At 59.7% G+C, this 15,019-nt stretch carries 12 protein-coding genes; 11 read left to right on the plus strand and 1 reads right to left on the minus strand.

What is annotated here, in order from left to right:
• The first annotated feature begins 39 nt into the window (after positions 1-39).
• From WM42_RS10030 to ndk, 5 genes are read left to right on the plus strand one after another with little or no spacing between them, the layout of a single operon-like run.
• Entirely contained in the window at positions 40-2,820 is a 2,781-nt protein-coding gene (locus WM42_RS10030) for a valine--tRNA ligase (RefSeq protein WP_062037816.1), read from the plus strand.
• The gene (gene folC, locus WM42_RS10035; protein WP_061924129.1) at positions 2,820-4,355 is read left to right on the plus strand and encodes a bifunctional tetrahydrofolate synthase/dihydrofolate synthase; all 1,536 of its coding nucleotides are present in this window, start codon (positions 2,820-2,822) and stop codon (positions 4,353-4,355) included. Before WM42_RS10030 ends, folC begins: the two co-directional genes overlap by 1 nt.
• Entirely contained in the window at positions 4,352-4,825 is a 474-nt protein-coding gene (locus WM42_RS10040; protein WP_062037819.1) for a DUF4233 domain-containing protein, read from the plus strand. The genes folC and WM42_RS10040 overlap by 4 nt, the downstream gene beginning before the upstream one ends.
• A 19-nt stretch (positions 4,826-4,844) precedes the next feature.
• Complete coding sequence (locus tag WM42_RS10045) at positions 4,845-5,171, plus strand: hypothetical protein (RefSeq protein ID WP_062037823.1); 327 nt, start codon at positions 4,845-4,847, stop codon at positions 5,169-5,171.
• Between the two features lie 39 nt (positions 5,172-5,210).
• Positions 5,211-5,621, plus strand: a complete 411-nt coding sequence (ndk, locus tag WM42_RS10050; protein ID WP_061924281.1) for a nucleoside-diphosphate kinase — start codon at positions 5,211-5,213, stop codon at positions 5,619-5,621.
• Between the two features lie 209 nt (positions 5,622-5,830).
• Here the strand turns inward: ndk and WM42_RS10055 are convergent, their stop codons facing one another.
• Positions 5,831-6,628: a hypothetical protein gene (locus WM42_RS10055; RefSeq protein ID WP_062037827.1), complete on the minus strand. Its 798-nt coding sequence runs from the start codon at positions 6,626-6,628 to the stop codon at positions 5,831-5,833.
• A gap of 226 nt (positions 6,629-6,854) precedes the next feature.
• Between WM42_RS10055 and WM42_RS10060 the strand changes: the two genes are divergently transcribed.
• The 6 genes from WM42_RS10060 (at position 6,855) to WM42_RS10085 (ending at position 14,971) form a co-directional block, all read left to right on the plus strand.
• On the plus strand, positions 6,855-10,028 hold the full coding sequence (locus WM42_RS10060) for a translation initiation factor IF-2 N-terminal domain-containing protein (protein ID WP_062037830.1): 3,174 nt from the start codon (positions 6,855-6,857) through the stop codon (positions 10,026-10,028).
• Positions 10,029-10,253: 225 nt separating this feature from the next.
• The gene (rplU, locus tag WM42_RS10065) at positions 10,254-10,559 is read left to right on the plus strand and encodes a 50S ribosomal protein L21 (RefSeq protein ID WP_061924117.1); all 306 of its coding nucleotides are present in this window, start codon (positions 10,254-10,256) and stop codon (positions 10,557-10,559) included.
• 42 nt (positions 10,560-10,601) lie between these two features.
• On the plus strand, positions 10,602-10,880 hold the full coding sequence (rpmA, locus tag WM42_RS10070; protein WP_005531747.1) for a 50S ribosomal protein L27: 279 nt from the start codon (positions 10,602-10,604) through the stop codon (positions 10,878-10,880).
• Positions 10,881-11,253: 373 nt separating this feature from the next.
• Positions 11,254-12,771 carry a SpaH/EbpB family LPXTG-anchored major pilin gene (locus tag WM42_RS10075; RefSeq protein WP_062037833.1) on the plus strand — a complete coding sequence of 506 codons (1,518 nt, stop codon included), beginning with the start codon at positions 11,254-11,256 and terminating at the stop codon, positions 12,769-12,771.
• A 9-nt stretch (positions 12,772-12,780) separates the two neighbouring features.
• On the plus strand, positions 12,781-13,629 hold the full coding sequence (locus WM42_RS10080) for a class C sortase (RefSeq protein ID WP_145915062.1): 849 nt from the start codon (positions 12,781-12,783) through the stop codon (positions 13,627-13,629).
• A 1-nt stretch (position 13,630) separates the two neighbouring features.
• Positions 13,631-14,971, plus strand: coding sequence for an isopeptide-forming domain-containing fimbrial protein (locus WM42_RS10085; protein ID WP_145915063.1), 1,341 nt, complete (start codon positions 13,631-13,633; stop codon positions 14,969-14,971).
• The last annotated feature ends 48 nt before the right edge of the window (positions 14,972-15,019 follow it).

The following is a 15,019-nucleotide window of genomic DNA, read 5'->3' on the forward strand; positions in this document are numbered from 1 at the left end:
GGTGAAAAGCCAGTTGACCGACAGGGTAGACTTGTCCGGGTGACTGAGCAGAACAACGCTGTAGATAAAGAGCAACTAGTAGGCGCTAACCGTGCTGACGCGCTTCCGAAGTCCTGGGAGCCGCAGACGGTAGAAAAGGACCTCTACGAGTCCTGGGTGGAAGCCGGCTACTTCACCCCGGATGCCGCCAGCGAGGCAGAGCCTTATTCCATCGTGCTGCCGCCACCCAACGTGACCGGCCAGCTGCACATGGGCCATGCCCTAGACCACACCCTCATCGACTCCATCATTCGCCGCAAGCGCATGCAGGGTTATGCCACCCTGTGGCTGCCGGGCGCCGACCACGCGGGTATCGCCACCCAGACCAAGGTCGAAGCCAAGCTGAAGGAGACCGAGGGCAAAAAGCGCTGGGATTATGAGCGTGAGGAGTTCATCTCCAAGGTCTGGGAATGGAAGGAAGAATACGGCGGCACCATCCAGAATCAGATGCGTGCCATTGGTGACTCCGTGGACTGGTCCCGCGAGCGCTTCACCCTGGACGAGGGCCTGTCCCGCGCGGTCCAGACCATCTTTAAGCAGCTTTTCGACGCCGGCATGATCTACCAGGCCCACCGCCTGGTCAACTGGTCCCCGGTTCTGGAGACCGCGGTCTCCGACATCGAGGTTGTTTACAAGGACGTCGAGGGCGAGCTCGTGTCCATCCGCTACGGCTCGCTAAACGACGACGAGCCGCACCTCATCGTGGCCACCACCCGCGTGGAGACCATGCTTGGCGACGTCGCGATTGCCGTCCACCCCGATGACGAGCGCTACAAGGACCTGGTGGGGCAGGAGTTTGCCCACCCATTCCGTGATGATCTCAAGCTCAAGGTCATCGCTGATGATTACGTGGACATGGAATTCGGCACCGGTGCTGTGAAGATCACCCCGGCCCACGACCCGAACGACTACCAGATGGGCCTGCGCCACAACCTGGACATGCCCACCATCATGGACTCCACCGGCCACATCGCGAACACCGGCACCAAGTTCGATGGCCTGACTCGTGAGGAAGCACGCGTGGAGATCCGAGAGGCGCTGCGTGAACAGGGTCGCATCGTCAAGGAAATCCGCCCTTATGTCCACTCCGTTGGCCACTCCGAGCGCTCCGGCGAGCCGGTCGAGCCGCGCCTTTCCCTGCAGTGGTTCGTGGCGGTAGAAAAGCTGGCCAAGTACTCCGGCGACGCCGTGCGCGAGGGCGATACCACGATTCACCCGACCTCCCTCGAGCCGCGTTACTTCGAGTGGGTCGATGACATGCACGACTGGTGCATCTCCCGCCAGCTGTGGTGGGGCCACCGCATCCCGATCTGGTACGGTCCGGAGACCACCGACGCCGAGGGCAACACCACCCGCGATATCGTCTGCGTCGGCCCTGACGAGGAGCCGCCGGCAGGCTACGAGCAGGATCCAGACGTTCTGGATACCTGGTTCTCCTCTGCGCTGTGGCCATTTTCCACGCTGGGCTGGCCGGAAAAGACTCCGGACCTGGAGAAGTTCTACCCAACCAACGTGCTGGTCACTGCCTACGACATCCTGTTCTTCTGGGTCGCCCGCATGATGATGTTCGGCACCTTCGCTGGCGGCCAGACCCCGGAGTTGCTCAACGCTGGTGATGGCTCCGCGCGTGATGGCCGCCCACAGATTCCTTTCCACGACATTTACCTGCACGGCTTGGTTCGCGATGAGCAGGGCCGCAAGATGTCGAAGTCCCTGGGCAACGGCATCGACCCGATGGACTGGGTCCGCGACTACGGCGCGGATGCCCTGCGCTTTACCCTGGCGCGTGGCGCAAACCCGGGCGTCGACCTGCCGCTGGGCTCCGACGCTGCTGCGGCTTCCCGTAACTTCGCCACCAAGCTTTTCAACGCCACCAAGTTCGCGCTCATGAACGGCGCTGGCGTGGCGGAGCTGCCGGCACGCGAGGAGCTAACCGACGCCGACCGTTGGATCCTGGACCGCGCCGAAGAGGTCCGCGTCAAGTTCGACGCTTACCTGGATGACTACCAGTTCTCCAAGGCCAACGAGCTGCTCTACCACTACATCTGGGATGAGCTGTGTGACTGGTACCTGGAGATTGCCAAGTCCCAGATTCCGCGCGACGTCGATTCGGCAGATACGTCAGACGCGGAGCGGCTGACCGGCCGCAACACCCAGATCGTCCTGGGCCGCGTCCTCGACGTCGTCCTGCGCCTTTTGCACCCAACCATGCCTTTTGTCACCGAGGTCCTGTGGAAGGCACTTACCGGCGGCGAGTCAATCGTGATTGCCCCGTGGCCAACCGCGGCCGATACCAACGGCGGCATGGCTACCGACGAGGTTGCCGCTCGCCGTATCGCGGACGCCGACAAGCTCATCACCGAGCTGCGCCGCTTCCGCTCTGACCAGGGCGTTAAGCCTTCGCAGAAGGTTCCAGGCCGCCTGGACTTCGCCTCGGTGGACCTTGCAGGTCAGGAGAACCTGGTGCGCAACCTGGCTAATACCACCGTGCCGGAAGAGGGCTTTACCGCCTCTGCTTCCATCGAGGTTCGCCTTTCCCAGGGCACCGTCGAGGTCGCCCTCGATACCTCCGGCGCAGTCGACGTCGAGGCAGAGCGCAAGCGCCTGGAAAAGGATCTGGCCAAGGCCAACAAGGAGCTCGAGCAGACCGGCAAGAAGCTGGCTAATGAGTCCTTCCTAGCCAAGGCTCCGGAGGAGGTCGTGGAGAAGATCCGCACCCGCCAGCAGGTGGCACAGGAAGAAGTCGACCGCATCACTGCACGCTTGGAGGCACTTAAGTAGTGAGCAAGCGAGAAGATCGCGAGGAATACGAACTCGTCGACGCTCTGCAGGAGGGCACTGAGGGCGGACCCGTGGAGATCACGGAGTCCGGCCTGCAGCTCAACCTCGGCATGGGCGCGGAAGACGAGTACGAGGAAGCCGCTCCCATCGAGGTCAGCCCGGAGGAACTCGAAGCGCTAGCGCTTGTCGACGCCGAGCTCAACGCCCGCGCGCCCGAAACCCAGATCGCTCCGAGCCTGGAACGCATCCAGGCGTTGATGGATTTGCTGGGTAACCCGGAGAAGTCCTTCCAGGTCATCCACGTCGCGGGCACGAATGGCAAGTCTTCGACTTCCCGCATGATCGACTCCTTGCTGCGCGCCTTCCACCGCCGCGTCGGATTGGTGACGAGCCCGCACCTGCAGCTGGTCACCGAGCGCATCGGCATCGATGGCCGCCCGATTCACCCGCGTGACTTCGTGCGCATTTGGGGCGAAATCAAGCCTTATGTCGAGATGGTCGACGCGCGCTCGGACATTCCGATGTCCAAGTTCGAGGTGCTGGTGGCCATCTCTTATGCGGCCTTCGCCGACGCGCCAGTCGACGTCGCCGTGGTCGAGGTCGGCCTCGGCGGCACCTGGGATGCCACCAACGTGGTCAACGCCGAGGTCTCCGTCATCATGCCGGTGGGCCTCGACCACACCGACTACCTGGGCGATACCCTCGCCGAGATCGCGGGGGAGAAGGCCGGCATCATCAAGGCGCGCGAGCACGACGATGATGACGTCCTTGCCCCGCGCGAGAACATCGCCATTATCGCGGAGCAAGAGCCGGAGGCGATGTCCGTCATCCTGCAGCGCACCGTCGAGGTCGGCGCGGGCGTGGCGCGCTCCGGCAGCGAGTTCGCGGTGCTGGAGTCCCGCATCGCGGTCGGTGGCCAGCAGCTGAACATTCAGGGCTTGGGCGGCCTCTACGAGGACGTGTTCCTGCCGCTGCACGGCGAGCACCAGGCTAAAAACGCCGGCGTGGCGCTGGCTGCGGTCGAGGCCTTCTTCGGGGCGTCGGCAGGCAAGCCGCTCGATGCGGCCACCGTGCGCAACGGCTTTGCACAGGCCATCTCTCCCGGCCGTCTGGAACGCGTGCGCACCAGCCCCACGACCTTCGTCGATGCCTGCCATAACCCGCACGGCGCGAAGGCCCTAGGCGCGGCCCTTGACCGCGACTTCGACTTCGCGCGCCTCGTTGGCGTCATCAGCATCTTCGAAGACAAGGATGCCCTTGGCATATTGGAGGCCCTCGAGCCTTATCTCACTGAGGTCGTCATCACGCAAAACTCTTCTCCGCGCGCCCGCGACGCCTACGAGCTGGCAGAGCTCGCCCGCGACATCTTCGGCGAGGAGCGCGTCTACGTGGAGCCTGATCTGCCCGGTGCCTACGCGCAAGCAGTGGAACTGGCTGAGGATGCGGAAGTTCAGTCCGGCTCGGGTATCGTCATCACGGGTTCCGTCGTCACTGCCGGCGACGCCCGCGCGATGTTTGGAAAGGATCCCGCATGAGTCAGTCCCGCCGCACCAACCGCAACGAGGTGCCGGAATCTGAAATCAGTCCGCTCGGTCTCGGCAAGGCACCGGTCAAAGACCCGCTCAAGCAGTTTGGCGGGATGGTGGTGGCCAGCTCTCTGACCATGGAGCTGCTCACCCTCGTGCTGGCGCTGCCACTTTTGTACAAGCTTTACGACGGCACGCTGTGGACCCCGTTTAACTACTCCGTAGTGATTGGCCTGGCTGTGTTGCTGCTCGTTAGCTTCGCGTTCATGAACAAGCCGTGGATTGTCAACGCCATGATTGCGCTGCACGTGCTCGCTATCATCTTGGGCTTTATGATCCACTGGTCCATCGCGGCCATCTTCATCATCTTTGGCCTGCTGTGGCTTATGGCTTCTTACATGCGCGGCATCATCGTCGAGCGCATGAAGCGCGGATACCTCACCACCCAGCACCTAAACGCCTCGCAGCCGCGCCAATAGCCACGTAGACTTTGCAGGCATGCGCTATCTCTACTTTTTCCTCGCGGCACTGGGCTGCATTGCGGCCTTGCTGCTGCGCGCAATGACCGGGCAGCCTTGGATGCCGCTGGTTGCGCTGCTTGCTGCCGCCGCGTTCCTGGTGCTCGGCCTGTGGCAATCGGCGCGCCCCGCCACGCCCGTTAGCGAAACAGATCTTTCAGAAGATCAGCGAGCCGAACTTAACCGACTGTTGGAAAACGGCCAGTTCGGCACCGCCGTAAAACAGGTGCAGCTGTGGTTTAAGGGGACCGATTACAACCACGCGGAGAAAATCGTGCGCGGGCTGAACCAAACATCTCACCCCTAGCGCGAGACGCGGCGGAATAGCTTTAGTACTATGGCAGCCATGACTGAACGTACACTCATTCTCATCAAGCCAGACGGCGTTAAGAACGGCCACGTCGGTGAAATCATCACCCGCATTGAGCGCAAGGGCCTGAAGCTGGTTGCTATGGATCTGCGCGTTGCAGACGAGGCTACCGCTAAGAAGCACTACGCAGAGCACGAGGACAAGCCATTCTTCGGTGACCTCGTTGAGTTCATCACCTCCGCACCGCTGGTTGCTGGCGTTGTTGAGGGCGAGCGCGCTATCGAGGCATGGCGCCAGCTGGCCGGCGGCACCGACCCAGTTTCCAAGGCCACCCCGGGCACCATCCGCGGCGACTTCGCTCTGACCGTCGGCGAGAACGTTGTTCACGGCTCTGACTCCCCAGAGTCCGCTGAGCGCGAGATCTCCATCTGGTTCCCGAACCTGTAAAAGCATCTAGCTTTTAGCCCGCATTCGCTTGGCGAGTGCGGGCTTTCTTCGTGCTTGGCGCCCTTTCTCCTTCGCTGGCGTCGTATCTGCACCGCTTTGGCGCCGTATCTGCACCGCGCCTGCGCAATTTGCCAAATATGCCGCCAAAACCACCCCGTTTCAGCGCACTATTTGGCAAAATGTGCGGCCCAAGCCCCAGCAGCCCTCAGCTAACGCCTCCGCGCCTCATGCATGCTCCGCACACCCAACTCGGTCAGCGTGACATCCCAGGTGCGAGTGTTATCGGAATGGCGCACACCGCGCAGCTTCACCACGCCGGTCTTTTCCAGCTCCAGCACGCGTTTTTCGAGGCCTTCCTCCTGCCCGGTGATGTAACCCAACTGCTTGACGCTCACGATATTGCCTTCCACAGCACCGGCTGCCACCAGCGCGGAGACAATATCGGCGTAGTCGGTTACAGCCTGCAAGGTCGTCTCGGTGATTCCCTCGATCGAAGAATGCTCCAGCGTCTTACGAATGCGCCGCCGCCCAGTGCGGTATGGGCCAGTAAACGAGGCCCAACCGCCAAGCGTGAACGCTGGCACCATGTAGATAGCCTTGCAGACAGTTAGCACGATGGGTGAGATAGTGGCATCTGGGACGAGGCCGAAGTCATCGGCCAGCCACAGAATTGGCGCACCCACCACCGGCAGGAAGGGGCCGATATAGGCCAAGGAGGAGTAGTCGCCCGACTTATACTCCTCGCGCACGGCCTGAATCATCTTGGGCTTTTTGCGCAGAATGTTGATGCCCGCCAGCACACTAAGCACGATGCAAATGCCCACCACCACGTACTGGCCTGAATAGTGCCCCAGATCTGGATTGGATAAAGCAAACGCGAGGGAAAGCGGAATCGAGCCGATAAAAATATCGCGCATCGAAATCTCGTTACGGGCCCGAGCCTGTGCCACCGTGCGCGGTGCGTGCTCAGGAATTGCGAGTTCTTTTTTCTCCTCAGGCGCTTCCATGTCCGACATCTTGCCACAGGTGGCTTATATCTCGTGGGGCTTTGTTTGGCTAAAGCACAGCTTGCCGACGTCCTGTGCCACAATGGGAAGCAGAAAATTTCATACCGCACCATACATTCCGGCCCCCTCGTGTGGCTGCAGAAAGCCTGTGTCAGTCAAAAGGTGCTGATTATGATGCCTGCGCCCGGGGATTGTGCCGCTGATTTTGTCAGGAGAAGGTCACCAGATGGCGACTAAGAAGACTACGAAGACTGCAAAGAATACGAAAACTGAAAACTCATATGCTGCTGCAGCAGCTTTCGCCGCAAAGATTGACCGCGAAGCTTTTGCAGAAAAGACCCGCCTGTATACGGTGGCAAAGCAGCTGGGGCTTAGCTCCAAAGAGCTCGTTGTTGAATACGCCGAGCTGGGCCTGAAAAAGGCCGCGCAATCTTCCCTCACGCGGGAAGAAGTAGGCCAAGTCCTCGATGCCATCATCGCCAAGGCAGGCGATGGCGAGGCTCAAGAAAACAAGCAAGAAAACAAGAAGGCTAAAAAGAAGAAGGCTGCCGCCGAGCCTGCTGAGGTCAAAGACGAGCAGGACGATGCCAAGCTGCGCGACCGCGTGCGCAAGAACGTCGCCAACGAGATTTCCCAGATTGAGGAAAAGATCGAGGCCGAGCTCGCCGAAACCGCTGAGGCCGTGGAAGACACCGCGCAGCCTGAAGAAGCTGAGCATGCGGACACGGGCACCGTCGACGTCGAGAAGCTGCATGAGGCGCTAGTTGAAGCCGGCGATGAATTCGACGAAGACGAGTATGCGCCCGTCGTTACGCCGATGCCGCAGGACGAGCCAGAGGTCTACGACTTCGCTCCTATCTTCATGGCGCCGAAGCTGGAAAAGCCGCAGCCGCGTGAGACGGAGGAGACCTCCGAGGAAGCTCGCAGCGGTGGTCGCCGACGCGGTAGCCGTGGTACGTCCCGTGGCCGTGGGGCACAGGAGCATGAGCACGAGACCGAGACCATCGAGGAGCCCAAAGCAATCAAGGGTTCCACTCGCATCGAAGCGCAGCGCCGTCGTCGTGCCGAGCTGCGTGAGAAGGGCCGAGAGCGTCAGCACATCGTCTCCCAGGCGGAATTCCTGGCGCGTCGGGAATCCGTCGAGCGCACCATGGTCGTGCGCGACAAGGAGCGCGCCGATGGCGCCGGCATCATCACGCAGGTTGGCGTCCTCGAAGACGATCTCCTTGTAGAGCACTTCGTCACCACTGAGGCCCAGGCCTCGCTCATCGGCAATATCTACCTGGGCCGTGTGCAAAACGTCCTGCCTTCGATGGAGGCTGCCTTCATCGACATCGGGCAGGGCCGCAACGGCGTGCTTTATGCCGGTGAAGTGGATTGGCGTTCTGCTGGCCTGGGCGGCCGCGGACGCAAGATCGAAAATGCGCTCAAGTCCGGTGACCAGATTCTGGTCCAGGTGGCTAAGGACCCAATCGGTCACAAGGGCGCGCGTCTGACCACCCAAATTTCCCTGGCCGGCCGTTACCTGGTCTATGTCCCAGGTGGCCGCAGCGCGGGTATTTCCCGCAAGCTGCCAGTTCCGGAGCGCAAGCGCTTGAAATCCATTTTGGAGCGCGTTGTGCCTGGCGACGGCGGCGCAATCATCCGCACCGCAGCCGAGAACGTCTCCGAAGAGGCCATTTCCACCGACGTCAACCGCCTCCATGACCTGTGGGAGGACATCACTCGCCGCGCTGAGCACGAGAAGTCCACCAAGGGTGCCAAGCCAGTGACCATGTATGAAGAGCCGGATCTTTTGGTTAAGGTCGTCCGAGACCTTTTCAACGAGGACTTCACCAAGCTCATCGTTGACGGTAAGCGTTCCTTCAACACCGTCAGCGCCTATGTCGAGTCCATGGCGCCCGATCTCGCTGACCGCGTGGAGAAGTACGACGCACGCAGCAACGGCGGGGAAGACGCCTTTGTTACCTACCGCATCGATGAGCAGCTGCATAAGGCGCTCAGCCGTAAGGTATGGCTGCCTTCCGGCGGCACTCTGGTCATTGACCGCACTGAGGCTATGACCGTGATTGACGTCAACACCGGCAAGTTCACCGGTTCCGGCGGCAACCTGGAGGAGACGGTCACCCGTAACAATCTTGAGGCTGCCGAGGAAATCGTGCGCCAGATGCGTCTGCGTGATTTGGGCGGCATGATTGTCGTGGACTTCATCGACATGGTTCTGCCGGAGAACCAGGAGCTGGTTCTGCGCCGCCTCAAGGAGGCCTTGGGTCGTGACCGCACGCGCCACCAGGTTTCTGAGGTCACGTCGTTGGGTCTGGTACAGATGACCCGTAAGCGCCTGGGCACCGGCTTGGTGGAGACTTTCTCCACCGAGTGCGAGACCTGCCATGGCCGCGGCATCATCATCCACGAGTACCCAGTGGAAGAAGAGCAGGATACTCACGGCAGTCACGAGCACAAGGGACGCCGCCAGCGTCGCGAACGCCGTCACCCCGAACATGATCCGCAGCAGCATCCGGCTGCCGTTGCCATGCACCGCCACGAGGATGAGCAGGACCAAGAGCAACAGGGGGAAAAGAAGACCTCCATCGAGGAACTCGTAGCTGGCATCGTCGTGGGCGAGGAGGAGCAGGACGAGCAGAAGGGCAATAAGAAGCGCCGTAACCGTCGTAGTCGCCGCGTCCAGCGTGAGGAAAGGAAGCCTCAGGACGCTGGTACTTCTGCAGAAGACATCGCAAGCATCGGTTATGCTGCTGCGGAAAACGCCGCAGAGCTTGACGACGTCGCAGAGTTCAGCTCGTACGTTGCCGACGAAGAAGAGCAGCCACGCCATGATAAACGCAAGAGCGGACGCGGCCGTCGTCGTAGCGTGCGTTCGAATGCTCCGAAGCAGCAGGAAAGCGATAAGCAGCAGACCTACGAGGAAGCCGTTGCAGAGTTCGAGGCTTCGCCGCGTCGTAAGCGCCGCACCCGTGGCAACTCGCGTTCCGACCACCGCCCGCAGCCGCAGGACTTCCTGGCTCCGGCTGAAAAGGAAGCGCCCGCCGAGGAAAAGGTGGAGCGCAAGCCGAAGGCTGCGCTAAAGCGAGTGCGTGGTCGTCGCCGCGTTGTTCGCCAGAGTGCTGCCAAACCAAAGGATGCCCCCGTGGTAGAGCCCGAGGCAGAAGAAGCAGGAGAGCCTGCAGCTACCGAAACCAAGGTCATTCGCCGTGGCCGCAAGCGGGCCGTCCGCAAGGCGGTGGCTCGTAAGTCCGCGCAGCCAGCAGCAGAAAACACTCAGGAAAATCCGGCTAAGCAGAGCGAAAATCGCCAGGCTGAGTGGGAAAAGGGGCGTGCTTCTGGCAAGGGCGGCAGTGGGCGCGGACGGCGTCGCGTAGCACGGCGCAGCGCAAAGTAGGCCTTCGCCACGCGGGAGAGAAAATACGCAGTTTGTATTTTCTGCCCGTGACGGGGTAGTCTTTGACAGTCGCTGTTTAGACCATGAATGCGCTGCATCGGCCGAGTCGTTGTTTTGCGCGGGCGCCACACATAGCGCCAGGGATAAACGCAATAAGTAATTGTCCATTCAGAAGTGGCTCACCCTGCCGCTTCTGAGCCGAGTTTAGATAAGGGGTAACCCTCTATGTACGCGATCGTCAAGACCGGCGGAAAGCAGTACAAGGTTGCTGAAGGTGACCTCGTCAAGGTCGAGAAGATCGAGGGTGAGCCGGGTACGTCCGTAGCTCTCACCCCGGTTCTGCTCGTCGATGGCGCAACCGTTAAGGCTAAGGCTGCTGACCTGGAGAAGGTCTCCGTCTCTGCTGAGATCGTCGAGCAGGGCAAGGGCCCGAAGATCGACATCTTGAAGTACAAGAACAAGACTGGCTACAAGAAGCGTCAGGGCCACCGTCAGCCGCTGACCGTTCTGAAGGTAACCGGTATCAAGTAAGCCTTAACCGGCTCGAGAAATCCCTGAAGGAGGGAAAACCACATGGCACACAAGAAGGGTGCTTCCAGCTCCAGCAACGGTCGCGACTCTGAGTCCAAGCGTCTCGGCGTCAAGCGCTTCGGTGGTCAGCAGGTTAAGGCCGGCGAGATCATCGTGCGTCAGCGCGGCACCAAGTTCCACCCAGGTGAGAACGTTGGTCGCGGCGGCGACGATACCCTGTTCGCGCTCGAGGCAGGCGCTGTTGAGTTCGCTATCAAGCGTAACCGCCGCATCGTGAACATCGTTCCGGCTGAGCAGGCTGCAGTTGAGGCTTCTGCCTAGTTAATAACGTAAAAAGGTCTGATTCCGATTTTCGGAGTCAGACCTTTTTCGTTTTTGTATTTACGCCCTCTTTTTCAGGAAATTGTCTGACTTTACAGAAAATATTAACTAAATAAGAAAAGATTCGATGTATTAATTCTCCTCTTATGTTCATCATATGGGTGGGAAAGGGTGAAAACGGGGGTAAAAGAGCTGGGTTTTGCTGCGTTATGGGTGGCGATTGTGTGGTTTTGTGGCCGAATAGTGCGGGTAAAGATGATTTCATAGTTTGCGGGGCTACGAACGATTTACTAGGATTGAACTGCTAAATATTCAGCGGGCGCTAATGTTAACGCCCTCGATGCCCCAGTTTGATGGGGGAATAGGATTCCCTATGTCTAAGTTCTCTATGCGCTTGGCAGCGGTTATTGCTGCAAGCACCGTTTCCGTCGCGGGCGCTGGATTTGCCGCTCCCGCACTTGCACAGACCACCTCCGAGGCCGGCGCTGAGGCGACCCCGGGGGCTGCGGCCGATGCCGATCTCGTTGATGCAAACCACGATATCGAGCTCATCATCAACAAGCGTCTGGGTGACCCTGGCTCACTCGATAACACCACCGCCCTCGGCGGCATCACTTTCAAGGTGGAAAAGGTCAATAACGTAGACCTGACCACCCAGGAAGGTTGGGCAGCCGCTGCTGATCTCACCGCTGCGACTGCCAACGATGTCACTGAAGTGGGCACCATTGAGACCAACGATCAGGGCACCGCTTCAATGACCACTGCTAAAACTCCGGCGTTCAAGGTTGGCCTCTACAAGATCACAGAGGTGCAGAGCGGTAACTACACCGCTGCAGCTCCGTTCCTGGTAGCGCTGCCGCACTCGGAGGATGGTAAGTGGTCTTATACCCAGACGGTGAGCCCGAAGAACCAGCAGGTTAACCCTTCCAAGCAGGTCGATGACACCAACGCCACCATCGGTTCTGATCTGCACTACACCATCAATGCGCCGGTTCCGGCTGGTGAGTTGACCCGTTTCAACATCGTTGACCCGCTGAATCAAAGCCTCAAACTCAAGGCTGACGGCATCACCGTCGAGGCACAGGGTGCAAATGCTCCAACTTTGACGAAGGACGCTGATTACAAGGTCGATACCGCTAATAACACCCTGCGTATCGAATTCACCCAGGATGGCCGCGGCAAGCTGCAGGAAGCTCGTAAGTCCGACCCGACCCTAAAGGTTGTGGCCGGCTTTGATGCCACCATCGTTTCCATTCCGGCTGATACTGGCCAGATCACCAACAAGGCAACCATCGAGCTGCCGAACAACGCCACCGTTGATACCAACGGCGATGACCCGAGCACTCCGGATAAGACCGAAGATAACCCCACCTCGACGACCTTCGGTAACCTGACCATCACCAAGACCTCCACCAACGGCACTGACCCGCTAGCAGGTGCGGAGTTCGAGCTGTACCAGTGCAAGGTCTCCGACCAGGACTCCACCAAGTACGAGCTGCTGGGTAAAGCATTGAACGTTGCTACCACCGAGACCGGTAGCCCATCCACCAAGCTCACCACCTCCGGCGGTGACAACCGTTCCTCCACGGCACAGGGCTACGGCGTTCCAATCAACTCCTTCGCTGCAAACACCGGCACCACCAACAATGACTACTGCGTGCTGGAGACCAAGGCACCGGAAGGCTACGTCCGCAACCCAGAGCCGCAGCACGTGACCATCGACGTCAATGCACGCACCCTGGCAGTCAGCGTTGAGAACCAGAAGAACAACATCATCAACCAGCTGCCGGCAACCGGTGCATGGGGAATCCTGTTGGTATTCCTCGTCGGCCTGCTCCTGCTGGCTCGTGGTCTGTACACCTCTTATAAGGACAACCGCGCCCAGGCCTAAGGAGGCCATGTGAAGGGAAAGCGCAGGCGTAATCCACGCGGGGTTATCTACCTCGTCTTGGCGATGCTCGTGTTTCTCAGCCCCGTGGTGCTGACCCACTACAAAAATGTGGAGCAGCACCGCATCGCGGAGAACTATTCGCGCGGCGTCGACAAGCTGCCCGAGCGAGAGCGCGAGGCAGCTTTCGCCGAGGCGCAGGCTTATAACGCCCAGCTGCCAGAGGTGGGCGCTCCCGACCCATGGGTCAATGGAGTTGATACCTCCTCACCGGATTACCAGCGCTACCTCGACACGCTGCACCAGATTGGTGCAATGGCGCGTGTTCGCGTTCCATCAGTGGGCATCGACTTGCCCGTCTATCACGGAACGTCGACTGATGTTCTCGCGCATGGCGTGGGCCACCTCTACGGCACGGCGCTTCCCGTTGGTGGGGAAGGAAACCATGCGGTCCTCACGGGCCATACAGGTCTCGCCACGCTGACCATGTTCGACAACCTCACCCACATCAAAGTGGGAGATGTTTTCACGGTTGAGGTCATGGGCAAGACCATGGCCTACAAGGTGGACCAGATTGAGACGGTTCTTCCCGATCAAGTGGAGGCCTTACGTGCCGAAGAAGGCCGCGATTTATTGACCTTGGTGACGTGTACTCCATACGGCATCAACAGTCACCGCCTTCTGGTTCGCGGTGAGCGTACCGAGCTACCCGCTGAGCTTGACCAGAGCTACCACTCGCCGTGGCAGCCGTGGATGATTGCAGCGATCATCATCGTGTTGTTCGTTCTGCTTTACCTGCTGTGGTGGTTCCTGGCAGGGCGCAAACGGAAGAAAAAAGAAAAAGAATTAGAGGAATCCTAACGTGACTACCAGAGGGCGATGTGAGGCATTGATGCGCTTGGCCGTTGGCCTGTTCTTTGCGTGCGCCTTGCTCGTCGCTGTCTCGTCGGCGCCAGCGCATTCGGCAAGCACTGGTAGTTTGGCAGTTCACAAGAGTGCTGACCCCAAAGGCATCAACTCCAACGTTGGTGCTATCTTCGTCGTCCGTCAGCTTCTTGGGCTGCCCTTGGCCAGCCCAGAAGAACTCGGGCAGATGGTTCAGGATAATCCTGCCTTGTTGACTTCGAAGCCTGGCATGGAGCTCGGGCCTGAAATTGTTGCAACTACTGATGAGACCGGTACTGCAACGTTTACAGGCTTATCAGAGGGCGTGTACCAGGTAACCGAGCGGCCCCGACGCACCGACAATTCCTACGAGGATGTGGCAAGCCCTTTCCTCGTCCCCGTAAAGAATGACGTGCAGGCTGAAATCAGTGCCAAAGCGCAGCCGGTGATTGTCGATAAAACAGTGGACGCTCGATCAGTCGAGGTTGGAGCTGTGTTGGACTATCGCATCAGGACGTCGCTGCCGCCTTGCGACGCCCAAGGAAAGCTCCACCAGTTTGTCGTGCTCGATGAGCTGGATCCGCGTCTTGCGTTTCGGCGTCTAAAGTCCATTACCGTGAGCAACCTCAATGGCTCGCGAACTTTGGAGGACGGGCGTGATTTTCGCACAACCCTTGACGGTAACTCAGTTGAGATCGTGATGGAACAGTCTGGTCTAGACATTCTGGCGAAGGCACGGCTCGGCAATCCGGAGACCCGTGTGGAAATTCACTTGGAAGCAGAAGTGCGCTCTTCTGCAACTGTTGGCGATGTCATCACCAACATTGCGCGCTTTAGCCCCGACGGCTACTGCCTACCAAACCTAAGTCCCAGTGTTTCGACCTTGGCGTATTCCGATGCTAACGGCCGTCAAGTAACTGAGCGCGTTGTTCTTGCTGCAGCTGAACAGTGCCGTGGCGATCAGCCTGCCACTATCCAGTCCACTCCAGCGAAAGTCGTCGTTGCAGGCAAAAATCATCCGATCGATGACGACGATGACGATAGCGATGGACAAACCCAGACGGGTTCCGAGACTCATAGGCATCCCGATTCTCCGAGCAGCGGGGTAGTCGACGATGCTGGCAATGACAGCAAGGGCAACGGCGTCGGCGAGCAAGCAAAGCGTATTGCCGGCAAGATTGCCGACAACCTCGCAAGCACCGGCGCCAGCGTGATCGGCATCGTGCTCGCTGCGATTACCGCATTGGTGCTGGGCTTTATTCTCGTTCGCAGGCGCGACGAGGATGACGATGACAATGAAGGAGATGGTCGCGTATGAGGGTACGCCCGGCCAACCTATTTCATTCCTCACACACAATCTTTTCCG

The organism is Corynebacterium simulans (genome assembly GCF_001586215.1).
Lineage (GTDB): Bacteria > Actinomycetota > Actinomycetes > Mycobacteriales > Mycobacteriaceae > Corynebacterium > Corynebacterium simulans.